The 21,229-nt window shown below is 34.3% G+C and carries 25 protein-coding genes; 21 read left to right on the forward strand and 4 right to left on the reverse strand.

The window, feature by feature from the left end:
* The coding region (locus tag ACI3K6_RS22860; RefSeq protein ID WP_435556625.1) for an IS110 family transposase at positions 1 to 369 on the reverse strand (369 nt) is incomplete at its 3' end.
* Between the two features lie 1,258 nt (positions 370 to 1,627).
* Between ACI3K6_RS22860 and ACI3K6_RS22865 the strand changes: the two genes are divergently transcribed.
* The 5 genes from ACI3K6_RS22865 to ACI3K6_RS22885 all read left to right on the forward strand — a co-directional run bounded on the left by ACI3K6_RS22865 (position 1,628) and on the right by ACI3K6_RS22885 (position 4,470).
* The gene (locus ACI3K6_RS22865; RefSeq protein ID WP_435556626.1) at positions 1,628 to 2,113 is read left to right on the forward strand and encodes a DinB family protein; all 486 of its coding nucleotides are present in this window, start codon (positions 1,628 to 1,630) and stop codon (positions 2,111 to 2,113) included.
* A gap of 308 nt (positions 2,114 to 2,421) precedes the next feature.
* Positions 2,422 to 2,862 (forward strand): SRPBCC family protein, encoded by a 441-nt coding sequence (locus ACI3K6_RS22870; RefSeq protein WP_435556627.1) that lies wholly within the window; start codon positions 2,422 to 2,424, stop codon positions 2,860 to 2,862.
* Complete coding sequence (locus ACI3K6_RS22875) at positions 2,852 to 3,310, forward strand: EVE domain-containing protein (RefSeq protein WP_435556628.1); 459 nt, start codon at positions 2,852 to 2,854, stop codon at positions 3,308 to 3,310. The genes ACI3K6_RS22870 and ACI3K6_RS22875 overlap by 11 nt, the downstream gene beginning before the upstream one ends.
* Positions 3,307 to 3,750 (forward strand): MarR family winged helix-turn-helix transcriptional regulator, encoded by a 444-nt coding sequence (locus ACI3K6_RS22880; RefSeq protein WP_435556629.1) that lies wholly within the window; start codon positions 3,307 to 3,309, stop codon positions 3,748 to 3,750. Before ACI3K6_RS22875 ends, ACI3K6_RS22880 begins: the two co-directional genes overlap by 4 nt.
* A gap of 228 nt (positions 3,751 to 3,978) precedes the next feature.
* Positions 3,979 to 4,470 carry a P-loop nucleotide/nucleoside kinase family protein gene (locus ACI3K6_RS22885; RefSeq protein ID WP_435556630.1) on the forward strand — a complete coding sequence of 164 codons (492 nt, stop codon included), beginning with the start codon at positions 3,979 to 3,981 and terminating at the stop codon, positions 4,468 to 4,470.
* A gap of 704 nt (positions 4,471 to 5,174) precedes the next feature.
* Here ACI3K6_RS22885 and ACI3K6_RS22890 read toward each other — a convergent pair.
* Positions 5,175 to 6,407, reverse strand: coding sequence for an MFS transporter (locus ACI3K6_RS22890; protein ID WP_435556631.1), 1,233 nt, complete (start codon positions 6,405 to 6,407; stop codon positions 5,175 to 5,177).
* Positions 6,404 to 7,447, reverse strand: a complete 1,044-nt coding sequence (locus tag ACI3K6_RS22895; protein ID WP_435556632.1) for an ArsR/SmtB family transcription factor — start codon at positions 7,445 to 7,447, stop codon at positions 6,404 to 6,406. Before ACI3K6_RS22895 ends, ACI3K6_RS22890 begins: the two co-directional genes overlap by 4 nt.
* Before the next feature lie 447 nt (positions 7,448 to 7,894).
* On the opposite strand from ACI3K6_RS22895, the gene ACI3K6_RS22900 reads away from it, so the two are divergent.
* The 4 genes from ACI3K6_RS22900 to ACI3K6_RS22915 all read left to right on the forward strand — a co-directional run bounded on the left by ACI3K6_RS22900 (position 7,895) and on the right by ACI3K6_RS22915 (position 10,304).
* On the forward strand, positions 7,895 to 8,227 hold the full coding sequence (locus ACI3K6_RS22900; RefSeq protein WP_435556633.1) for a hypothetical protein: 333 nt from the start codon (positions 7,895 to 7,897) through the stop codon (positions 8,225 to 8,227).
* Positions 8,228 to 8,369: 142 nt separating this feature from the next.
* The gene (locus ACI3K6_RS22905) at positions 8,370 to 8,819 is read left to right on the forward strand and encodes a hypothetical protein (protein WP_435556634.1); all 450 of its coding nucleotides are present in this window, start codon (positions 8,370 to 8,372) and stop codon (positions 8,817 to 8,819) included.
* Positions 8,820 to 8,974: 155 nt separating this feature from the next.
* Positions 8,975 to 9,520 carry a GNAT family N-acetyltransferase gene (locus ACI3K6_RS22910; protein WP_435556635.1) on the forward strand — a complete coding sequence of 182 codons (546 nt, stop codon included), beginning with the start codon at positions 8,975 to 8,977 and terminating at the stop codon, positions 9,518 to 9,520.
* Positions 9,521 to 9,665: 145 nt separating this feature from the next.
* Complete coding sequence (locus ACI3K6_RS22915) at positions 9,666 to 10,304, forward strand: hypothetical protein (protein ID WP_435556636.1); 639 nt, start codon at positions 9,666 to 9,668, stop codon at positions 10,302 to 10,304.
* Positions 10,305 to 11,107: 803 nt separating this feature from the next.
* Here the strand turns inward: ACI3K6_RS22915 and ACI3K6_RS22920 are convergent.
* Positions 11,108 to 11,488 (reverse strand): MerR family transcriptional regulator, encoded by a 381-nt coding sequence (locus ACI3K6_RS22920; RefSeq protein WP_335481039.1) that lies wholly within the window; start codon positions 11,486 to 11,488, stop codon positions 11,108 to 11,110.
* Between the two features lie 139 nt (positions 11,489 to 11,627).
* Here ACI3K6_RS22920 and ACI3K6_RS22925 point away from each other — a divergent pair, with 139 nt between their 5' ends.
* The 12 genes from ACI3K6_RS22925 to ACI3K6_RS22980 all read left to right on the forward strand — a co-directional run bounded on the left by ACI3K6_RS22925 (position 11,628) and on the right by ACI3K6_RS22980 (position 20,986).
* A complete protein-coding gene (locus ACI3K6_RS22925) occupies positions 11,628 to 12,395 on the forward strand; it encodes an SDR family NAD(P)-dependent oxidoreductase (RefSeq protein WP_335481037.1) in 768 nt (255 codons plus the stop codon).
* 509 nt (positions 12,396 to 12,904) lie between these two features.
* Positions 12,905 to 13,354, forward strand: coding sequence for a hypothetical protein (locus ACI3K6_RS22930; protein WP_435556637.1), 450 nt, complete (start codon positions 12,905 to 12,907; stop codon positions 13,352 to 13,354).
* Positions 13,355 to 13,647: 293 nt separating this feature from the next.
* Positions 13,648 to 14,490: a site-specific tyrosine recombinase/integron integrase gene (gene xerA / locus ACI3K6_RS22935; protein ID WP_435556638.1), complete on the forward strand. Its 843-nt coding sequence runs from the start codon at positions 13,648 to 13,650 to the stop codon at positions 14,488 to 14,490.
* A gap of 218 nt (positions 14,491 to 14,708) precedes the next feature.
* The gene (locus ACI3K6_RS22940) at positions 14,709 to 15,206 is read left to right on the forward strand and encodes a DinB family protein (protein ID WP_335482044.1); all 498 of its coding nucleotides are present in this window, start codon (positions 14,709 to 14,711) and stop codon (positions 15,204 to 15,206) included.
* Between the two features lie 71 nt (positions 15,207 to 15,277).
* Positions 15,278 to 15,694, forward strand: coding sequence for a VOC family protein (locus tag ACI3K6_RS22945; RefSeq protein ID WP_435556639.1), 417 nt, complete (start codon positions 15,278 to 15,280; stop codon positions 15,692 to 15,694).
* A gap of 718 nt (positions 15,695 to 16,412) precedes the next feature.
* Positions 16,413 to 16,781, forward strand: a complete 369-nt coding sequence (locus ACI3K6_RS22950; RefSeq protein WP_335482048.1) for an HsmA family protein — start codon at positions 16,413 to 16,415, stop codon at positions 16,779 to 16,781.
* Between the two features lie 652 nt (positions 16,782 to 17,433).
* Positions 17,434 to 17,634 (forward strand): hypothetical protein, encoded by a 201-nt coding sequence (locus tag ACI3K6_RS22955; RefSeq protein WP_435556640.1) that lies wholly within the window; start codon positions 17,434 to 17,436, stop codon positions 17,632 to 17,634.
* A 300-nt stretch (positions 17,635 to 17,934) separates the two neighbouring features.
* Complete coding sequence (gene sigY / locus ACI3K6_RS22960) at positions 17,935 to 18,465, forward strand: RNA polymerase sigma factor SigY (RefSeq protein ID WP_435556641.1); 531 nt, start codon at positions 17,935 to 17,937, stop codon at positions 18,463 to 18,465.
* Positions 18,452 to 18,796, forward strand: coding sequence for a YxlC family protein (locus ACI3K6_RS22965; protein WP_089063450.1), 345 nt, complete (start codon positions 18,452 to 18,454; stop codon positions 18,794 to 18,796). Before sigY ends, ACI3K6_RS22965 begins: the two co-directional genes overlap by 14 nt.
* Before the next feature lie 305 nt (positions 18,797 to 19,101).
* Entirely contained in the window at positions 19,102 to 19,305 is a 204-nt protein-coding gene (locus ACI3K6_RS22970; RefSeq protein ID WP_435556642.1) for a PLDc N-terminal domain-containing protein, read from the forward strand.
* Entirely contained in the window at positions 19,305 to 20,210 is a 906-nt protein-coding gene (locus ACI3K6_RS22975; RefSeq protein WP_435556643.1) for an ABC transporter ATP-binding protein, read from the forward strand. Before ACI3K6_RS22970 ends, ACI3K6_RS22975 begins: the two co-directional genes overlap by 1 nt.
* On the forward strand, positions 20,207 to 20,986 hold the full coding sequence (locus tag ACI3K6_RS22980; protein WP_435556644.1) for an ABC transporter permease: 780 nt from the start codon (positions 20,207 to 20,209) through the stop codon (positions 20,984 to 20,986). The genes ACI3K6_RS22975 and ACI3K6_RS22980 overlap by 4 nt, the downstream gene beginning before the upstream one ends.
* Positions 20,987 to 21,229: the final 243 nt, after the last annotated feature.

Here is a 21,229-nt window from a genome sequence, read left to right on the forward strand (position 1 = left end):
GTCTTTCACATCGTTTTTTGTTGGTGAATTGTCGTCGAGTTCTTTACTTTTCTTTACATGTAGAGGATTCACAGCGACAAACTTTATATGATTCTCTTTAAGAATATGAGCTAGATTCACCCAATAGTGCCCGGTAGGCTCCATCCCTACGATTACTTTTTCCATGTGTTGTTCTAGTTTTAATTGATTGATCCAATCGAGAAACAGTTGAAATCCTTGCTTGGTATTATCAAAATAACAAGGGGAAACAAACTCCATTCCTCTATAGTCCTGTGCACGTGCGACATGCTTGAATTTCGCAATATCTACACCTATAATAAGAGTCTGAGAAGTGATTTGAGCAATCTTTTCATTTTGGTTATAATTCATTTCAAGACCTCCTGGTATTTGGGATTGTCCTTTTTTGCTGGCCAGCTTTAGGACTCTCTCATTCTACCAAGAGGTTCTTTTTTTGTTCAAACCTCATTTTCATTCATTACAGGAATGCTGCCCCGATAGTTGAATAAGCCTCCCTATCATTATAAAATATATACAAAAACTCGCTTGCCATTTTTAACACACATTCGCATAGCAATTAGCGTACGAATCTGCACTCTGGCGTCATCGTGCTAAAAGGGTTGGAATTTGAATTCTAAAACATCTTAAATATACAGAAAAACATATTTTATCAACAAAGAGAAGCAGTCCAATTCACTGAATTGGGCTGCTAAATTGTATGCAAATTACGTTTTTGTACTCGAAAACCGCACCCGTTACTTTCACAATAAGGCGCTTTTCTTGAATTAGAAGGCGTGTTATTGTAACGTCCCAACACATTTAAGGAGAACTTTTTAAGATGAAGTAAAGATTGTGAGGTTTTTTACTTAAACTTAAGGTGCTTTTTATTCAGTATGATGTGATCGCAAAGTCATTTATTGTTGAACGGGTGTTTAGTTGAAGGAGAAGGCATACTCAAAGAAGAGTTTGCAATAAAGAGGGAGTGGCAGTTGGTGGATAGGAAAAAGAACCATTACTTTTATATAGTCATTGGATATACAGGTACTTTATTCATTTTGATTGCTGGTCTAAGGTATATTTTAATCATAGATGATGTCATAGGACGTGGACTCATGACATTTGGACTTATTTTTATCCTAAGTAGTTTAAGATTTATGGAAACCAAATTTCTTACAGTAAAAGAAAGACGAATTGTTAATTGGTCATTCTTTAGTGTGGCGGTAATAATTATTATAATTGGTTTTACTTTTGTATAAATATCATCCTAATTGAATCATTTTCAACTACAATGAAAATAAACTTCTCTAACCTCGAAAAAAGACAATACCAAAGAGAACCCGTCTCATGTGTTAAAAAAAATTGAGAGAGCTGCAAATCATTGCTATGGATTGGTTGACTGGATTAAGGTCAGTATCAGTATTGACACATCCTAACCATTTTCATTCTCTGTGGTGAATCGCTGATTTTTTGCGATTCATGGGTGGCTAACGGGGGAGGTAACCCAAGAAGGATAAATACTTCAATTGATTCAAACTATATTTGTGTAACAGGAGGTACGTTCAATAATCATTTAGAAACGGTATAATAAAAAGAATATTCAGGCATTTAATATTCACGAGGTGAGTTAGTTATGGAAAAAACAGAATATGAATGGGTAAAACAAACAAGACAGATTTTATTAGACCAGTGTAAAGAATTGAACGAAAATGATTTTACAAAAGAATGTGGATTTGGTTTTCAAAGTATAAGAGATTCTTTAGTACATGTGGCAGGTTGTTATCATGCATGGCTTGGTTCTTTTACACTTTCAGAAACAACATCACCCCTATTAAAAAAGGAAGTAATCAATGAGATGCAGATAGGAGATATTCAACGTTATTTTCAACAAGCGGACAAATATGTAGATACTGTAATTGAACAATACTCCGATAAATTTGATGATATTATCGAAAAAGAACCTTCTTGGAAGATAGGTAGTGGAGCTATTAGAAAAACGCCACACCAATTACTAACTCATTCTATTACACATGAATTTCATCATAAAGGGCAAATTGTTGCAATGATGCGTCTACTTGGTTTTAGACCTAAAAATACAGACATATTGGGGCTACAATAGAGGGAGTTCGGAAAATAATAAAAAAATAGATATGAATAAGATAACCTTAAAAAATATTTTTAAGCTTTTTTAAGCAAATTCATGAACAAATACCTTACACTAAAGGGTTGAGAGAGCTAGAGATACCAGATCGCTGCGGTGGTCTTTTTTCTTGATGTAGTAGCTGAGCAGAATAGTTCATAAATACCTGATTCACAAATAGACAAGAACAAAACAAATTTACCTTGTGATTGATTAGATATATAGTATTGACGCATATTATATGTATACATATAATATAGATAAATACTATATGAGGAGTGTTAACCATGTGGCAATTTGAGCACACCATTACGACGAAAGCAAAAGCAGAGACGATTTGGAACCTTTATAGTGATATCTCCACTTGGACAGAGTGGGATAAGGGGATCGCAAGTGCTTGGTTGGAAGGTTCATTTGTTAAAGGGGCACGAGGTTTGTTGCAGCCAGTCGGACAGGATCCTCTCCCATTTGAATTGACGGAGGTCAATCCCCTACAAGGTTTCTCAGATGTTACGGACATCCCGAATGCAGGCATTCAAATTCATTTCACACATGTGTTAATGGAATCCGCTGGAGAGATGCAGGTTACCCATAGGGTAACAATAAGAGGGATCAACTCGGAACAATTGGGTCCCAAATTTGGGGCACATATGGTAAAAGGTATCCCATCTACAATGGAGAGGCTAGTTGCTCTAGCACTAGACAAGGAACGTCAAAATGAAGCATGATATCATGGGGAAGTCATGTCGATATTGGATTGGTGTGGTTTCTGCTTCCCATGTAAGCAGGGGAGTAGAAGGCGGTTTTGCCCAGCTTTGTCATGGGAAGGCAGCACCGTTAAGAAGGATGCAACCGGGTGATTGGCTTATCTATTATTCACCAAAAACGGATATGAAAGATGGGGATCCCCTGCAAGCATTCACCGCTATCGGTCAGGTACAGGATGATTATGTTTATGAATACCGGATGTCCGAAACATTCGTACCATTTCGTCGTAATATTCGTTATATGGAGTGTAAGGAAGCAAAGATCCGCCCCCTTTTGGAGAAGCTAAGCTTTACACGTGGCGTTAAAAATTGGGGCTACTCGTTTCGATTCGGACATTTTGAGATATTGGAGGAAGATTTTCGCGTTATTGCAGACATCATGTTAAACAGAGAGGCGAAGTATATATGAGTTCGAAATTCAATAATGCAGGGGAAAGCCCTGGCTTTATGCTATGGCAGGTGACAAATATTTGGCAGAGGGCAATGAGGAAGGCATTAGAACCATTTGAATTGACCCACCCACAATTTGTTCTCCTCTTTTCTTGCAAATGGTTAAACGAACAAAACGATCACTCAGGTATTTCACAAGTTCAATTGGCTCAGCATGTAAAGATGGATATCAATGTCACCTCACAGGTGCTAAGGACACTGGAGAAAAAAGGATACATTGAACGCAGACCTCACCCAAAGGATTCTAGAGCGAACATCATATCTGTAACCATGACTGGAGACGAGTTAGCTTCACGCGCCGTTCAAGCTGTAGAAGCAGAAGATCGTGCTTTTTTTTCAGGACTTGGTGATGAGGTAGGACATTTGAACAAACTTCTACAGCAACTGTCGCATCTTTAAGCCTTCATTGATCATCGGAGGAAAAGTATGGTCGAAGGCCCCATTGGCAATTACGCTCTACCGTGGCTACTGTTATAATAAGACCAAATAATATGAACAGAGAGTTCAATTACAATTAAGGTATAAACTCAAACATATTCTAGTAACGGCCTGAATATTTCTTCCAGTTCTATATCTTTATAATGGTATATTAGAAATATCTAAATTATCAACAGAGGGGTAATAAATATGAACCAACTGGGGACGCTATACTTTTTCTGTGGAAAAATGGGAGCAGGAAAATCAACGAAATCAAAACAATTGTCTATAAATAAACAGGCGGTACTGTTGTCTGAGGATGAATGGCTTTCATCTCTTTATCCCAATCAAATTGCATCATTTGAAGACTATCTTAAATTATCAGCGCAACTCAAGCCGATGGTGAAAAAGCATGTCCAAAACATATTAAGTGTCGGTACAGATGTAGTGATGGATTTTCCAGCTAACACTCAAAAACTACGAAAGTGGTTTTTGGATATAGCGTCCGAGATCAATGCAAGCCATCAACTAATTTTCCTAAATCTAACTAACGAGCAATGCTTACGTCAGATTGCAAAAAGGCGTATCGAAGAACCCGAAAGAGCAGCTTTTGACATGGAAACGGTGTTCATTCAGGTTACTAAATATTTTGAAGCACCTGAAGCATCCGAGGGTTTAAATATTATAGAGTTTAGTGGATAAGAATAACAAGAGTTCAACACAGCGTTATAAAACCAGAAGAAAAATTCGTTTTCCACGGTAATTAAATCTTCTTAATAAGCTGTTACATTATAAAAAAGCGTGCTTAGATTAATCTATGCACGCTTTTTGTTTAAGGGATTACAATTTCCACTGGAGAATGAGTTTCATTATAAGAAGGTGAAACCTTTAAGGTCATATTTTTAAGGAGTTGTGGAAAAACCAATCTTCGGACAATAGTTGTTTTATCGTCATTCGTAATTTCGTCGATTTTCCCATCACTCGTGCCGCCAATTGGTAATTTAACATTACTGTTAACATTAAGCATTTTAAACGAGGAATCTAATACTCCCTTTGGATAAGTTACACTATAAATGATTGCGGTAGAATATTACCTATATTGGTTCCATTGGCCTATACTTAGGCAAAAACTTATCATTTTAAAAACAAGTAGAACAAATGCTTATTTTTGCATGTCATAAGTCAAGTTTGACAACTGTTTAGATCGGTAGGGATTTAAATATATAGTATTTTTGAATTTTTTGTATATCAATTGTTTTAGAAAACGGGTTTCTCCGATAAACCTTGCTCTTTTTCCAGGCGAGATTGTGGAGTAAGGGTCGCTTTTCTTCTTGAACAAAAGGTGCAGTTCAGTTAAATAAACATACTAAAAGCGTATGTTTATCAACATACGCCTTTTAATAATTCTAACTGGTTTTAGTTACTTTCTTTTCTTTTAGCTCTGAGACATAACCAATTAAAGTGGTAATAAAATAATAAATGCCTGGAAGTACAATGAAAGTACCAATTAGTAAATAGGATAGTCTTGTACTTTTTTCTATTAATGGTGAAGAAGCAAACAAAATTCCAAGTGGCATTGTTACCCGTAAAAATAGAAGGCGGACAGAACTCAATTGTGATAAACGTACCCTAGGTGCTTTTTGTTGGAAGATAGCAGCACTTTGGGAATTATATAAGGGAAATAACACTCCCCCTAGAAGTTCGAAAGTCCATGCAAAGGGGATAGACTTAACAAAATACAATAGGATAAAAGAAAAGCCACCACCTATAAGTCCAAGATACATCGTTATATTGTTTTTAGCTAGTTTGGACAGCAACACCATCCCTAAAGCATAACCTACAGGAAACATCCCAGAAAAAATGGCGTATTCCCACGCTTGTCCATTTAACTCGCTTCGAATAAAAGGAACATTTAAAACCATCGTTGCCCCTACTGCAAACTGGACTGTTGAAGAAAGAAAAGTGAGTCTTAATAGTTCTGGAAGCTGAAAGAAGGTATGATACCCTGCCTGTAACTCTTTCCACCAGAATTTTTTCGACCAAGTTGCTACCCTTTTTGTACTTGAATAAGGGATTTGTGCAAGCGATAGATAACTGAGTAAGAACATGATGCTAGAAATAACGTAAATAACGTGTAGAGGGCAGAATAAAAGAAGCAAGGAAGTAATACCAGGGGCGATAAAGCTCATTAGTCGAATGGTTCCATCTAACAGGCTATTTGTATGAACGAGCTGTTTTTCTTCACAAATATCAGGTAAAAGTGAGAATGATAGACTAGCATATATTGGATGCAAAAGTCCTAAAATAATTTGTAGTACAACCAATCCTCCTATTATTCCTAGTTCGGTTCCACTTAGATACCCGATAAAGGGGAATAGATAGGAAACTGAACGAATTAGTTGGATATTTTTAAGCATCTTCTCTTTTATTACATGATTAAGAAATGGTGCACTTATTCCTTGCAAAATTAACGAAGGTAGGAAGTAAACAAACCAAAGAATTCCCATCCATTCTTTAGAGCCTGTGAGCTCATACAATAAAAGTCCATTTATTATCCCTCCAGCAGCACCTCCAAACTCAGAGATAATTTCGCCGATCCAGAGGGATATGAACGAATTAGAATATCTTTTTTTAATCATAATGGTTCCCCAAGATATTGATTGAGTCGTTTAGAGAATGATTGGATTTGTACAGTGTTTGCTGAATAAATACCTTTTTCTACCCGAATGAATTTAGAAGCTTTTAGCAGTGATAGTTGATGATGAAGAGTTGTTTTTGAAACATTAAATTTCGTGCTCAATTCTTGGAGGGAATAGGGTCCTTTTAAAATTTGATATAGTAACTTTAAACGTAATTCATCTCCCAGTGCTTTATGACCTTGGACAAGCTCCTGAGGAGGAATACCTGGTCCTAATAGTGCATCCTCGTTTAATGGATAAAAGAACAGCTTTGTTTCAGATGTCCTTAATTCCAGAACCCAAGGGCGATAGGATACATGGGGTATAAGTTTTACGTGCCAAACAGATGGTTCAGGGAAATATTTTGTTCCACCCGTAATACGTTCAATTTCTTCTACTGGTTTAGAAACATCAATAATATTGTACTTCTTTTCTTCAATAGATAGGGCTTGCAGCCATATCCCCCAATCCTCAAATTTACTAATCCAATTCCACCATTCAGAAATTGTATCATTTAACAATCCAATTATCTCGGCACGTTCTTTTTGCACTAAAGAAAGGACATAACCACGAAGATATTCATGGTCGTTAAAATTAGCTGCAAACTGAATAAAGGAGTTTGTATTCTTATAATTGTTAGCTATCTTCTTTCTTACAGTCTCATTAGTTCTGTCCTTATAGGGTAATAATGCTTCATAAAACAGTTCTGGTTCCATTTCATAGATTCCATTCGAAAAATCTTGAATATTAGAAGAGCAAAGTTTATGTTGTAACATCAGTAAGCCGTACCATAAATTTGTCTGTTCGATTTCCTTTAAATTGCTTACTAATTTTGCTGACATATTGGATTGATGCTTTAACCACCTTTCATCATGCTCAAAAGTATGACGAAGCTTGCTGTGAGTATATGCAGCTATACCTAATACAGCCTCCCAAACAGGTGAAGACTCAACGGATATATGTAACTTCTCTTGCGATAATGGTGAATAAATGTGTTGCAAAGTAATCCCTCCTTAGATACTTATATTCTATATTATTCGAATTTAAAATTCTATATTATTTGAATTTTTTTACTAATAATTTATAAGTGAGTATTTGATAGGGGCTCTTGTTCAACTAAAGGGTCCTTTATGCGGCAGTCTTCTTTTTTTATTGAACTACCATGAAAATAAACTTCTCTAACCTCGAAAAAAGACAATACCAAAGAGAACCCGTCTCATGTGTTAAAAAAAAATTGAGAGAGCTGCAAATCATTGCTATGGATTGGTTGACTGGATTAAGGTCAGTATCAGTATTGACACATCCTAACCATTTTCATTCTCTGTGGTGAATCGCTGATTTTTTGCGATTCATGGGTGGCTAACGGGCAGGTTATTTCAAGAAGAAACTGGTAAAATATGCTATCATTTTTATATAGGAAATTGATAAATAAAGTAGGTGTTTTCCAAGTGGAAATTTATTCAATAACTAATTTTGAAGAATTAAAAAACCTATATTTTCACGATGATGAACTTCAAAATATAGTGGTTAATTATATGAATAAAGAAATACGATTACACTTAATAAAAACAGGAACTCAAGATACAAAACCAAAGGAAATTGGGTTGGTCTTTACAGGGGGATACGATTTACACATTCCAATGGAAGAACCGTGGGGAAGTGGTTTTTATGTTAATTCAATTGAATTTAATAAACACTCAGATAAACAGATAAAAACTAAAATACTGTTGAACTCTGGAGACGAGATAACTTGTATAGCTGAAGCAATAAAAATAGAGTAATATTATTCAGCTAACGGGTGCGTTAATCCAGGAAGGATTAACGCCCTTTTTGTTGATTTTCTTATTGAACAAACGAAGCAGGTTAGTTCAACAACCATATAAAATATAGATTGTGAAAAGGGCTTTTAAGAGGAGGAATTTTGTGCAAAATAATTTAGCTTTTCATATTCCAACTTATACAGACGATGATTCGACCTTTCCCAAACCAGTAAATAGAAGTTATGATTATTGGGTTCATTTAATAAAATACTTTTTATTTAAATCTGATACGATTGAAGTGCATTGTTGGAATGAAGAAATTGACACAATTGATGAAATTAAAAAACTCAACTCATTTGAGATGTTTCAGGAAGAAAATATTACTGTCTTTAAGGGAATGAAAACCTCAATTATTTCAGCTTATCTATCGAATGACAATATTAATAATATTGGAGAGTTCAAATGGTTTACAGTTAATTTAGATAAAGGTACAGTGCCAGTATTTCATTCAGGTCATTGGGGAACTGAATTCTTTGTTCCTAATGCTATGGAAAAAGATGTTGAACTTATTAAAAATGTAATTCCAGCCGAAACTAGTTTTCATAATTATTAATACATTCTTTTTTTACTAAATGCGGCATTTGCAGAAGAAACTGGGTGCGGTTTTCGAGGATTTTCTTATTGAAGTAACGGGCAGGTTAATTTAGGAAGGAAAAAACAAATGATTTGTTGAAGTAATGCCTTTAAAAAACGTAAGGGGGGAAAGATTTGCTAATACATAAAATTGATGACCAAGTTTCCTTGAAATTGTTCAATATGGATGATGCAGAGGAATTTTTTAATTTAATTATAAGTTCAAAGGAATATCTAAAAAAATGGCTTAGCTGGCTTAATAGCATAAAAGAAGTCAAAGACACTGTGGAAACGATTAAATCTCGACTGGGAGAAATCGAAGAAACTGGGGGGTATCCCAAATCAGTTCTTATCCTTTATGAAGGAGAAATTGCAGGTACTATAGGGTTTAACCATTTAAATAAGACAAATCGAATTGGGGTCATTGGTTATTGGCTTGGTGAAGAATTTCAGGGGAAAGGTATTATGACAAGAGCATTCAAGGCTTTTATTAACTATGGCTTTAAAGAACTTAGGCTTAACCGAATTGAGGTCAGAGTGGCGGTTGAGAATAAAAAAAGTAGGGCATTACCTGAAAGATTAGGATTTACTGAAGAAGGAATAGTAAGACAAGCAGAATGGTTATATGACCATTATGTTGACCACATTATTTATGGACTTTTGGCAGAGGAATGGACTTAAACCTTCTTCAGCTAACGGGTACAAGAGTCGTAGCTACGGCTCTTTTTCTTGTTCCACTAACGGGGCAGTATAGTTCAAGAAGGAAATTTCTTGCTTAAAGGGAATATATAACGATAAACACAATTAGTACAGGGATGTGGGGAACTTGGATTGGAAATCTTTTTTTACAAAAGACGTTAAAGAATACATTAAATTAAAGAAAATTCTAGAGGAATTATTCCATTTAAACAAAGAGATTCCTGACCAAGTTTTTCAAAGAGGGTTTAACAATTACCTTTTTGAACAGTTCGATTTTATTATGAGTGAAGAATTTTGGACTACTATCCGTGATTTAGCAGAAAAATCAAATGATGATTTTGTAGTATTGGCTGTTTTAAACCCACACCCAATGGATTATTATTACAAGGAATTTGGTTATTTTAACTGGCTGAAGTTGCCTATCGATATCAGTAGTGTTGAATTTTTAAATATTTTGAATGAGGGTCCACCAAACTACGAAGCAGATGCGATTTTTATTAATTCGTTTATTATTGCGTTGTTCTCTCCATCTAAAAAATGGGGAATATGGGCAGATAGAAATTACGAAATAGCTATAATTGCTTCTGATAAGGAAATAAACATAAATTTATTACCAATTCTTGATACCTGGGTTCCAGTTGAAGACAATGTAGTAATGGATTGGACAAGGTTTTCATTTAGACATTATAAGGTTCCTAAATCGTTTTCAAAAAAGCTGAGAATGAATTACTCCAACCTCAACAAGAACAGTAAAGATGGTAGCTAAGTAAATGCATTTCTTCTTCAACTACCATGAAAATAAACTTCTCTAACCTCGAAAAAAGACAATACCAAAGAGAACCCGTCTCATGTGTTAAAAAAAATTGAGAGAGCTGCAAATCATTGCTATGGATTGGTTGACTGGATTAAGGTCAGTATCAGTATTGACACATCCTAACCATTTTCATTCTCTGTGGTGAATCGCTGATTTTTTGCGATTCATGGGTGGCTAATGGGGCAGGTTAGTTTAAAAAGGGATGGCATAAAATGTTAGGTAATTAGGTGGTCAAAAAAGGGATTTCTCCTTTAATTGTTGAAATTATATTTATTCGATGAAAAGGTGTGATTTATATGAGTTTAGTAAATAAGAACAATGTTTTACAATTTTTATTTTGGTTACTTCTCATATTTTCCGTAATTGCACAAATATCGGACCAACTCATAGTGTTGTTAGTCCCGAATAATGTTTCCATATGGGATGAAAGATTGTGGTTTACATTAGTACCAGTGTTGGTTAACTTATTACTAATAATTTTCATTAATAAAAAATCTATAGTTAAGCCTTTCATTTCTCATTTATTTTTTACCCTTAATACCTTTTTGGTTCTATATTATTTTTATTATCAATTTATTTGGGATGTTGGAGAATGGAAGTTATTTTAGAAATTTTATAGTTTTGGAATTATGATAATGATTCAGCTAACGGGTGCTTTAGTTCAATAACAAGTAATTAAGGAACGCACATATTATATCATCTAATACGTGCGTTCCTTTTATTATGTTTTTACGTTATTTACCCTAGATATAATATTATGCTTTTGTATCTACTTCATTTCTTTTCAAAATCATTTCTTTATATGAAGTAATTTTATGTTCTAACATTTTATTCGTTTCTTTCAGTGTCTTTAACTGGTTTTCGATGGAATTTTTATGATCTTCTAATAGTTTTAATCGATTAATTGCTGTATGTTCTCCTTCAGTATACAAGAAGGCATACTCTTTGATTTTTGTGATCGGCATTTGCGTCTCTTTTAATTTTAAAACAAATTTTAGCCATTGAAGATGCGATTCAGTATATTTTCTTTCTCCATTTTCATTCCGATCTGGAAGAATGATATTCTCTTTTTCATAGTAACGTAATGTATGTGTGCTAACTCCTACTAGTTGTGCCACTTCGCCAATTGTATACATAAAACCCTCCATTTTTAACCAATGCTAAACAAGTGTAAAAAATAGGTTTGACTTAGAGTTTACTCTAACCACTATAATAAATCCATAAAAGTTAACAATCAATTTTTTTTAGTATAACAAAATATTAGGAGGCAATAAAATGAAAAAATATACAGTTATTACAGGTGCAAGTTCTGGTATTGGTTATGAAACAGCTATTGCTTTTGCTGCCCGCGGTAAAAATTTAGTCATTGTGGCACGTAGAACTGAGGAGCTTGAAAAACTAAAAACAGAGATCGTGAAAGTAAATGCAGAATTAGATGTCGTTATAAAAACAGTTGATTTATCAAATACGAAAAATGCTTATACATTATATGAAGATTTAGAGGGATATGAAATTGAAACGTGGATTAATAACGCAGGATTTGGTAATTTTGCATCAGTTGGAGATCAAAATTTAACTAAAATTGAGACAATGCTTAATTTAAATATCGAGGCTTTAACTATTTTAACTTCTCTTTATGTGCGTGACTATTCATCAGTTGAAGGAACACAATTAATTAACGTTTCATCAGGTGGGGGTTATACGATTATTGGAAATGCAATCACATACTGTGCTTCTAAATTCTATGTAAGTGCCTTTACTGAAGGGCTTGCACATGAATTAAAAGAAAAAGGTGCAAGCATGCAAGCAAAAGTATTAGCTCCTGCTGCAACTGAAACTGAATTTGCAAAAGTATCGAATGATTTAGAAGAAAATGTTAAGTTTGAAGGACTTCTTCCTAAATACCATACAGCCAAAGAAATGGCTGGATTTATGCTTGATCTTTACGATAGCGAAAAAGTAGTTGGAATTGTAGATGGTCTTACTTATGAATTTCAATTAAAAGATCCAATTTATCCTTATGCAGTAAGAATGAGAAGCTAATAAGGTTGATTTATCATCGTGATTCTAAAATTTCTGGATTATTATCCTTATAATTTTACGTATATAAAAAAATTTTTTACTAATTGTAATATCCTATTAAAAAGAGGTTCTTCCATAAGGAGAACCTTTCATATATTTGTTCAACTACCATGAAAATAAGTTTCCTCAAGATTAGTAAAATGACAATACTTAAGAAGACCCTTCTCAATCGTTAAAAAAAAAGAGGAGAGCGTTAATTAATAAGTCTATGAATTGGTTGACTGGATCAAAATCAGTATCAGTATTGACACTTCTTTACCATTTTCATTCTCTGTGGTGAAGCGCTGATTTTGCGCTTCATGGATGGCTAACGGGGCAGGATAGTGGAAGAAGGAATTTGATTTTTTATGTAATAAATCTAAGCCCTAAGACTGACATTGATTACAACTACAGGTTTATTGATAAAGTACTTTAATAAATGTTAAAATTTTCTATATAATAAGTGATTGTAATCTATGGGAGGGGTATATATGAAAAAAGTTTATTTGACGGTTATATTTGTTTTAAGCATATCAATACTTTTAATAGGGTGTAGCAAAGAACAAGAGAACAAAAAAGAAGATTTCGGGCTTGAGAAGGTCCAAAAAATAGAAATGTTGTCAGTCGAAAATCCAGAATCGGTTTTAAGTATCATCGATAATAAAGATGATATAACTGACTTTGTTAATAAACTTAAGATTCAAAAATGGAGTAATGAGGATATTCCTTCTAATGCAACAAAAAGCAGTATTTATAAAATGTATCAAGAAGATACAGTCAAACTTGGAGAGAATAACAAAAATGAAAAGGATCTTAAACAAATAGCTACAATAACTACTTATAAAGAGAGTCCTTATATCAAATTTGAAACCAAAAAACTAATCTTTAGTTTTAAAGTTCCAAAAGATGTAGCAGAATACCTTTCTAGTAAGGAGAAATAAAGATATTTCCTTACTAGAATTTTTTCTGTTATTATTACTAATTAAACAAGTTGAAAGTTTGTGAATAAATACACTTAAACTATAGGGTGCTTTACTTCAATAACGTTATTCAGCAATCGGGCGCTTTCCTTGAGTAAAGAAAGCGTCTTTTTTCTTGTATTGCAAGTGTTCTCATGGTTCGGTAAATTTTCTATTATCTGCGATCACGGAATAACCTACGTATGAATAATCCTCTCCTTGAACATAATTGAATCTAGATTAATTGATTTAAACAGTAGGAGAGTGAAAGAATAATGTTATTATCAGAAGCGTGGGAAAAGTATCAACAAGATAAAAAAATTGAGGGATATTCGCCACTTACATTAAAAACATATTGTTTTCAATACAACTTATTATTGCGATTTTTCGGCGATATTGACATGAGTGATTTAACTACTAAGAAACTAAAAGAATATTTAGTACAGGCAGGAGATCATTTAAAGCCTTCTAGTTTAGGACACAGGGTTCGCTTTATTAAATCACTATTCAAATGGACACATGAAAAAGGCTATATTCCGAAAAATCCGGCTGCGAAATTAAAAGAGCCGAAATTAGGTAAAAGAATCCCAAAATTCCTATGTGAACTAGAGATTGAACATCTTAGAGAAGCTTGTCATTCAACGATGGAAAATGCACTATTTGAGTTTATGTATTCGACCGGCTGCCGTATTGGAGAAGTTGTAAAATTAAATCGAGACGATATTAATTTTCGGACGAATTCAGTCATTGTACATGGTAAAGGTGATAAAGAAAGGGAAGTATACTTTAATACCCGTTGTTCTATTTGGTTAAAAAGATATTTGGATGAAAGAGATGATAAAGATACTAGTTTATTTATTACGGAAAGAAGGCCAAAAAGGCGTATGAGTATTGATAACCTGAGATATATAATCAAACGCATATCAAATCGAGCTGGGATAAAAAAGAGTATTCATCCTCATCAACTACGACACAGCTATGCTACTCATTTGATTAATAACGGTGCGCCACTAGAAGTGATCCAAAGCTTACTTGGTCATGAAAAGAGTGAGACCACAAAAATATATGCTCAGCTAAGTGGCAAATTGAGACATGATTTTTATAGTAAATATTTTTGAAAACTATACAATTTAAACTTAATCGAAATGGAGATGCGCTTATAGAGGCGTGTTTTTTTTGTTATCGGGCCAGATTGTTGAATAGGGGTCTACAAGAATGCAAAATATCCTTCGAATAATAAGCCTTTGAGAGAGGCAATGGTTAGCTGAGCATGATACAATGAATTTGAAAATCTTGTCAAAAAATTGATGAATTGCTAATTTAAGGAGGGAATGGAATGTTTACATCAGTAAATGATTTCTTAAACGAATGGAAACAAGAAGCAGCTGTTACCCAAAAAGTGCTGGATGTGCTGACGGATGAATCGTTGAATCAGGAGGTTTCTCCAGGGTTATACAGCATTGGAAGCTTGGCTTGGCACATTACTGGAGCAGCTTACTACTTTCCTTCACAGGTTGGATTAAAATTTGAGATTCCTGATCTTCAAAAAGAGGCACCGACATCAGCTGCTGAAATCAGCGAGACCTATAAAACTGTAAGTCAGCGGTTAACACAAGCATTTTCTGAACAGATTTCAGATGAAAAAATGAACAAAGTGGTGAATCTATTTGGAATGGACATGCCAGTTCAAGCTGTTTTTCGTCTGCTAATTCAACATCAGGCTCATCATCGTGGACAATTGACTGTCCTTATGAGACAAGCCGACTTGAAAGTTCCTGGCGTATATGGTCCTAGCAAAGAAGAATGGGAAGCAATGAATGCTCAAAAGAGCTGATATCGTTGATATAAAAAAGGCCGGCGCCTGCCTGTTTATTGTACAAAAATTTCTCTAGGAGGTAATAAAAAGTGGCATTCACATCCAAAAATATCTTTATCAATTTATCAGTAAAAGACGTGAATAAGTCCACCAATTTTTTCAAGGAGCTAGGTTTTGAGTTCAACCCACAATTCTCCGATGAGACCACATCTTGTATGATCATCAGTGACAACATTTTTGCTATGATAATGATTGAAGAACGTTTCAAAGGATTTAGTAAGAAGGAAATTGTGGATACTACTACTTCTGCCGAAGCAATTCTCAGCTTTTCAGCTGAAAGTCGGGATCAAGTGGATGAGATAGTAAATAAGGCATTGTCATTTGGTGGTAAAGCTTTTAGTGGGCCTCAAGATCATGGTTTTATGTATATATGGGGGTTTCAGGATTTAGACGGTCATTTATGGGAAGTTGCTTATATGGATGAAAGTGCAATTAATCAAGAATAAACTTTAAGGTTTAAAGTCGAATTAAGCTTAATATTCTAAGGGATGATGCCTTAAAAGGTATCATCTTTTTATTTATTTTTTATCAGATTAGAATATGTGAAGTAATGGACTTAAGTAAAGGGGGCTTGACTTGAATAAGATTTAAGCAATGACCTTCCACAATCGGGCGCTTTTCTGTAATAGGAAAAGTGCTTTTTCATTATAGGGCCATATTCTAGAATAAAGCGATTGCTCAAATCACGGAATATTGAAATCTAATTTGTTAATTATAGTACCCCTTTCATTTTTGAATCTATTCAAAGTATAATTTTCTAAGAGGAGTAGAGACGTTTGAAAAAGGAACAAGCCGTTTTTGAGCAAGTTAGTTTGAAAAATCGAATCCATCCACACATTATACATAACTAATATGTATCAACCTCTATTTTATATGACTTTCTACGAAATAGGTCTTGATAAATTTTTCAAACCAATAACAGCCCCCAAAATACGATGGGAAAGAAGCCTCTTATCGTATTTTTCGTCTCCAAAATCTATTCGTTGAACCATACAAAAAGTTGTTCCCATCTAAACTAAAATTATGTTATTTTGGATTTAAATTTTCATAAATAATCATATTAGTAATATTGAGTTCATTTTCCGTTCATAATCCGTACGTACAATAAAGACACACAAAATGAAGAAGCAAAAAAGCTCAACATGATCGTAAGGAGGAAAAATGATGTTACTATATGCCATTATATTTATTTCATTGGCACTTGTTTTTTATACAGTTGGGGTATGGAGTGAGAAAATTCAAGGGGGATTAAAGAACTGGCATGTTATCATTTTTTGGCTTGGACTGGTATGTGATACTTCTGGAACAACTATTATGAGTAAAATTGCTCAAGGAGGCTTTTTATTTAGTTTTCATGGAATAACAGGCTTACTTGCTATTTTATTAATGTTATTCCATGTCATTTGGGCAACACTAGTTATAGCAAGAAAAGACAAAGCAATGATAAATAACTTTCACAAATTCAGTATTCTTGTCTGGCTCATTTGGCTGATTCCATATATTTCAGGTATGATTTTTGGAATGACAAGATAATATTCCAAAAATAAATCTGATCGCTCAAGTTTAAGAGAACTAATAAGCTCAAAAACACTAGATTTATTATAACTAGTGTCCTTGAGCTTTTTTGCTTAATAACTGGGCCTTTGCCAAATTTGTCCTAATGATTAAAAAAGGACATATGGGTAGTGAGTTAATCGTGTTTCTAACATGACTATGCCGTTAATTTCAATTCTCTAAAAATGGACATTAAAGGTTTTTGATTTAAAGCTTGATAGTAGGCATATACAATGAGTTGACCTAGTGAATCCTTATGTAGATTTGAAAAAAAGGCGCGACGTTTTAAAAAGTTGCGAAGCTTTACCCCTTTGGATATGGTTTTTCTAAAGGTGTGTTTTTATAGTGAAAAGGAAAAAACAGCTGAATTGAAAGAGCAATTAAGGAACTGTTGAGTGACAATAAGTTGTTCTGTTAAAGGGCGCTTTTCTGTAATAGGGAAAGTGCTTTTTTTCATTATAGGGCCATTTAATTGAATAACGCATCTTGAGAAAATTATTTTCTGTGAAGAGTTTGTGAGAATTTTCACTTGAACTAACGGGGCAGGTTTGTTGAAGAGGAAAATTATTAATTACTACACACTCTAAAAATATTAAATGGTAAAATTTATATAAAACTTATGAGGAGGGTTATGAAAAAAATTATTATTGATGGAGTATTTATTTTTATTATTTCCTTGTTTGTTATATGGATGGCTTGTAATTTAACCAATGCTTCTTTAGATACAACTTACATCATTTATTTTCTAATCGCAGTTTTATTTCAAACATCTGTAATAATAGCCCTTCTTATATATTTACTCAAAAAAACTCACAAGCTTAGAGGATATTAGTCAAAAGAAGGAGTACGAAAGGCATCGCATTTTCCTTGTACGACTAACGAAGCAGTTAAAGAAGACACACTTAAACAATGTGAGTAGTTTGATAATACTATAATAATTAAACAAGTATTCTGAACTCGTTGAATGAGCAACAATACTTTGGTTTTTGGTCAAATATATAACTTTCAAGTAAACTTAATAAATACTAATAGGTGGCTAAATGTTTTTGTTGTGATTCTTTATTTTGAAAATGAACGATTTTTCCCAGTTAGTCGTATTACATATAGATTATTATTGTATGGAGTAGATCTCATGGATGAAAAGGATTTAATTCGAAAGGCGAAAAAAGGAGATACATTGGCGCTTTCGAAACTGCTACAACAGAATTATTCGTTCCTCGTAAAGTATTTAATGAAAGTTACCCTTCATCCACAAATCGCAGAAGATTTAACACAAGAGACGATGATGAAGTGTATTGAAAAAATCCAACTGTATAATGGCGAATCCAAGTTTTCCTCATGGCTCATCACAATCGCAACGAACCTTTTCATCGATCAACAGCGTAGAAAGAAGCGGGAGAAAAACTGGCTAGAGCAGGAACAAGTGGTTCGAAAAATGAAATGGAATGCAGCCAATATGAACGAAGAATGGACAGATGTACTTGATGTACTTGCCCAAATTAATGAAGAAATACGTATGCCAATCGTGTTAAAGCATTATTTCGGATATTCATATGAGGAAATTGGAAAAATGATGGGTATTGCAGAAGGAACAGTAAAATCTCGAGTTTCAAATGGTCTAAAAAGTGTACGAAAGGAGTTGGCTGAACTTGAAGGAGTATGATTCTAAAAATAGTAATTCTATGTTGGATGATGAAGATGAATTAACGGTTAAGCAATTAATAGATGGTTTAGAAAAACTGGATCAATGGAATCCAGTATCTACTCCAAACTTACAATGGTTTCAACAGAATGTTGAATTGGAGAAAAAAAGAATACGAAAAAAACAATGGAAAGACCTCCTCACGTTTATCTCTGTTGCAGTATTTGTGCTTTCAGTTGTGATTGCTGTCGTTTATCGTCAGCCAATTCTTTTTCTTTATTTTCAGCTTGTGGGGATTATCTTACTGCCCTTAGCTCTTAACAAAACTAGAAAGAAGGTCAGTAATGAATGAACTCAAACGAACTAAGTAGCATACCGCTTTGGTTATGGGTCGTGATTGCATTCATTCTGATTTGCCAGAGCTCATGGATGTTTTGGGATGCGCGGAAGAGGGGACACAATGCTTGGCTATGGGGCTTTTTAGGCCTTATTCAATTTCCAACGTATCTTATTATATATCTTATTTTTGCAAGAAAAATATTTAAAAGAAAGGTCTCAGGATCAAATTCCTGAGATTTTTTTTATTTATTTCGTGAGTGAACGATTAGGCGAACGTAATCGTATTAAGGGTAAATAAACAATTTGGAGGAGAAAAAAATGAATGAACTGTTAGATGGAATCCCATGGGGAGCGATTGCGCCAATTCTTGTCTTACATTTAATTCTTATGATTACCGCATTAGTTTCTTGTATTAGAGAAGAAAAAACGAACGGACCAAAATGGTTGTGGATCCTTATTATTCTCATTATCAACATAATAGGACCAGTGCTTTATTTCGTTGTTGGAAGGAGAAATGATTAATGGAGTTATTAAAGGCAAGCGATTTAGTAAAAAGATTTGGAAATACGAATGCTGTTAAAGGAGTCAATTTTCATATTGAAGAAGGCAGGTGCGTTTCATTACTTGGACCAAATGGAGCAGGAAAAACAACGACATTAAAAATGCTATCCGGATTGTTGGAACCGACTTCAGGTAGTATTGATTTTAAAGGGGAAAAAGCAAAGGATTTAAGGCAGTTTATTGGGTATTTACCTCAATATCCTGCTTTCTATAATTGGATGAGCGGAAAGGAGTTTCTTGTTTTCGCAGGACAATTAGCAAAGCTGAATCGTAAAGAAGCAGAAAAAAGAAGTGAAGAATTACTTGAACGAGTGAGCCTAACGAATGCGAAGAAAAGAAAAATAGGGGGTTATTCTGGTGGAATGAAGCAGCGCCTCGGATTGGCACAGGCACTAATTCATCGTCCGAAATTACTTATTTTAGATGAGCCTGTTTCAGCACTCGATCCACTTGGGAGACGGGAAGTGTTGGACATGATGAGAGAGATTAAAGAGGAAACAACAATTCTCTTCTCAACTCATGTCCTTCATGATGCAGAAGAAATAAGTGACGACATTCTTATCATACATGAGGGGGAAATTGCGATATCAGGTAGCCTGGAAAGTGTAATGGAAGAGTATCGACAACCTATTTTACAAATTGAATTCGAATCACAGGCTGCCGATTGGCTAAAGAGCATAGCGAGTTATAGCTTTGTATCTGAAGTAAACATTCAAGGTAATAAAACCAGCATCGTATTAAAAGATATGGTAAATGGGAAGCAAACATTATTAAAAGATATCGTGGATAGAAAACTTCCGATTCGTAAGTTCGAGATTTCTCAAACAACATTAGAAGATTTATTTATGAAGGTGGTGAAGGCATGACACAATGGACTGTTCTTTATCGAAAAGAAATGACGGAAATGGCGCGAAATTATAAAATTTTATGGATTCCAATTGTCTTTATTTTGCTAGGTGTCATGCAGCCGGTTAGTTCGTATTATATGCCGGAAATTTTGGACACTTTTGGCGGTCTTCCAGAAGGTACAATCCTTGAAATGCCTACTCCAACTGGGGCAGAAGTATTAATGAATGTTCTATCTAATTATGGGATGCTTGGTGTACTTATTCTTGTTTTGAGTGCAATGGGTGTCGTTTCCGCAGAAAGACAGAGTGGAGTAGCAGGTATGGTCATGATTAAACCAGTTCCTTATTCCTCGTATATATTATCGAAATGGGCTGGATTACTTACAATTACACTCATTTCATTGTTTATCGGATATGTAGCTTCTTGGTATTATACGAGTTTACTCATTGAAACAGTCGCTTTTGAGCGCATTTTTCAAAGTGTATTGATCTACAGCATATGGTTAGTTTTTGTTGTTACATTGACGCTCTTTTTTAGTACGATAATGAAAGGAAATGGCAGTGTTGCTTTTGTTACAATTTTTGTGGTCTTTGCCATTTCGACGGTTACATCCATTCTAGGAAAGTATATGAAATGGAGTCCGGCTACAATGACTGAGCACACAGGACAGGTCTTGTTGTCAGGAGAAATAGATTCTAGTTTCTGGCTAGCCTTTATTACAACTATTGCTATTATCATCGTCGTTCTCATCTCATCCATACAAATCTTTAAGCAAAAAGAGCTATTGGAATAAAAAAGGTATCCTACCGTGTGTATTCTTTTTTTATAAAGTTTATGAAACACTTCACTTAAACTATAGGGTGCATTACTGGAACAACGGTAATGGCTTTTCTTATTGAACTAACGTAGCAGGTTTGTTCAAGAAGGCATTAGGTTAAAAGGAGGAATATTTCTGAAAAAGTTTCGTGGGAAAAAGAGGTATTTTCGTAATATATGGCGGCAAGTAAATAATATTAATTTGGAACTTGATAATGAG

Source organism: Neobacillus solisequens (assembly GCF_051233465.1).
Taxonomy (GTDB): Bacteria; Bacillota; Bacilli; order Bacillales; family Cytobacillaceae; genus Neobacillus.

Coding starts and splice junctions, on each gene's coding strand:
- ACI3K6_RS22870 (WP_435556627.1), top strand. CDS start 2,422: ATGTGGCAATTTGAGCACACCATTACGACGAAAGCAAAAGCAGAGACG.
- ACI3K6_RS22865 (WP_435556626.1), top strand. CDS start 1,628: ATGGAAAAAACAGAATATGAATGGGTAAAACAAACAAGACAGATTTTA.
- ACI3K6_RS22925 (WP_335481037.1), top strand. CDS start 11,628: ATGAAAAAATATACAGTTATTACAGGTGCAAGTTCTGGTATTGGTTAT.
- ACI3K6_RS22920 (WP_335481039.1), bottom strand. CDS start 11,488: ATGTATACAATTGGCGAAGTGGCACAACTAGTAGGAGTTAGCACACAT.
- ACI3K6_RS22975 (WP_435556643.1), top strand. CDS start 19,305: ATGGAGTTATTAAAGGCAAGCGATTTAGTAAAAAGATTTGGAAATACG.
- sigY (WP_435556641.1), top strand. CDS start 17,935: ATGGATGAAAAGGATTTAATTCGAAAGGCGAAAAAAGGAGATACATTG.
- ACI3K6_RS22940 (WP_335482044.1), top strand. CDS start 14,709: ATGTTTACATCAGTAAATGATTTCTTAAACGAATGGAAACAAGAAGCA.
- ACI3K6_RS22930 (WP_435556637.1), top strand. CDS start 12,905: ATGAAAAAAGTTTATTTGACGGTTATATTTGTTTTAAGCATATCAATA.
- ACI3K6_RS22950 (WP_335482048.1), top strand. CDS start 16,413: ATGTTACTATATGCCATTATATTTATTTCATTGGCACTTGTTTTTTAT.
- ACI3K6_RS22970 (WP_435556642.1), top strand. CDS start 19,102: ATGAATGAACTGTTAGATGGAATCCCATGGGGAGCGATTGCGCCAATT.
- ACI3K6_RS22890 (WP_435556631.1), bottom strand. CDS start 6,407: ATGATTAAAAAAAGATATTCTAATTCGTTCATATCCCTCTGGATCGGC.
- ACI3K6_RS22885 (WP_435556630.1), top strand. CDS start 3,979: ATGAACCAACTGGGGACGCTATACTTTTTCTGTGGAAAAATGGGAGCA.
- ACI3K6_RS22880 (WP_435556629.1), top strand. CDS start 3,307: ATGAGTTCGAAATTCAATAATGCAGGGGAAAGCCCTGGCTTTATGCTA.
- xerA (WP_435556638.1), top strand. CDS start 13,648: ATGTTATTATCAGAAGCGTGGGAAAAGTATCAACAAGATAAAAAAATT.
- ACI3K6_RS22980 (WP_435556644.1), top strand. CDS start 20,207: ATGACACAATGGACTGTTCTTTATCGAAAAGAAATGACGGAAATGGCG.
- ACI3K6_RS22875 (WP_435556628.1), top strand. CDS start 2,852: ATGAAGCATGATATCATGGGGAAGTCATGTCGATATTGGATTGGTGTG.
- ACI3K6_RS22955 (WP_435556640.1), top strand. CDS start 17,434: ATGAAAAAAATTATTATTGATGGAGTATTTATTTTTATTATTTCCTTG.